At 40.5% G+C, this 1,248-nt stretch carries 1 protein-coding gene; it reads right to left on the bottom strand.

The window, feature by feature from the left end; translation table 11 throughout:
• Positions 1 to 1,248, bottom strand: a 1,248-nt coding sequence (locus INF73_RS21935; protein ID WP_193547349.1) for an FKBP-type peptidyl-prolyl cis-trans isomerase N-terminal domain-containing protein, incomplete at both ends; no start/stop codon positions are given.

The following is a 1,248-nucleotide window of genomic DNA, read 5'->3' as shown; positions in this document are numbered from 1 at the left end:
TTGTAGAATTTGGCAGTATGTCCGGTAAGCGCCCCCTCTCCCCATATGCAAGTGCGGGAGGAACATCGATCCTTATTTCACCGTGATTATTAACATGTGATAATGCCGATTTGAACAATGGAGGATACTTTCCCCATGGAAGCGCTAATACTGTATGTTTCTCAAGCATATCATCGATGACTTTCCCATTAGATAAACTTTCTCGCATGGCCACTGCAACAGTATCCGAAGAAGAGATCTTTCCCTTGCCTTTTTCAGCAATAAGGTAATAAAAGCCCGCCGGATCACGCTTTACACCAGTAAGCGAGCTAAATTGTTGCAAAAATTTCTTCCCTTCGTTATCCGATAATTTTGTAACAGTTTCCTCGCGTTTCTTGCTCTCAGCGTAAAGTGTTTTCAAGACTGAAACTAATTTCTCTTGAGGTACCTTAAGCTGATTATGCATTTTATCATCAGCGCCGTTTAATACCTGCTGATAATTAATATGATATCCATATCCCTCTTTTTCACTGATCATGCCCATCATCTCCTGTGCCCAATAGGCACCAAGTGCATAATCTCTTATCTCGTCCGGACTATTAGGTATAGCTCGTTTGTTCGCTAACTGCGCATCACTGACTGTAGCTAGCATATCCTCGCTATCGTGCAGTTTTTGCTTAAGCTCAACCAGCGAACTCTCCATCTGCTTTGAATGAGAGTCGGAATCCACGAGCTTACTTTGTAGCTCATTTAGTATTGATTGCTTTTGCTCAAGCTGTCCGGTTAGCTGTGAAATTTGTGATTGCGCAGAAACCAGTTGATTTTGTACATCATTATTGACTTTATTCTGCGCTTTCATTTTTTCCAGTTGCTCAGTAGTCTCTTTAAGCTGCTGCTTTAATGCCCTGGATGTTTCATCTATCGCGGTTGACTGGACAGTCGTAAGATTTAGACTCTTTTTAAGCTCAGCAAGATTGATATCTTTTTGCTGTATGCTTTCGGTTAACTGTGAAATTTTCCTATTCAATACCGCTAACTGGTTAGACATCTCGATATTTTTCTGTTCCAACTGCAGTGACTTGTCTTCACCATTTTGTGAAGTCGTCTTCATGTCAGAGATTAATTTATTTTTTTCAGCCAGCGTTGCCTGTAGCTGAGCTACTGTCTGTTCTGCATTTTTACCTTCTATTATTTTTTGAGCCATGGACTCGATTTGCTTCTGTAAATTATGATTTTCCTCCTGTTTTTTCTTAAGCGCATCAGTAACAT

It is taken from the genome of Enterobacter cloacae complex sp. P6RS (assembly GCF_014982245.1).
Lineage (GTDB): Bacteria > Pseudomonadota > Gammaproteobacteria > Enterobacterales > Enterobacteriaceae > Enterobacter > Enterobacter bugandensis.
The sequence above is the reverse complement of the archived record's forward strand: the minus strand, read 5'-3'. Positions and strand labels throughout refer to the sequence as shown.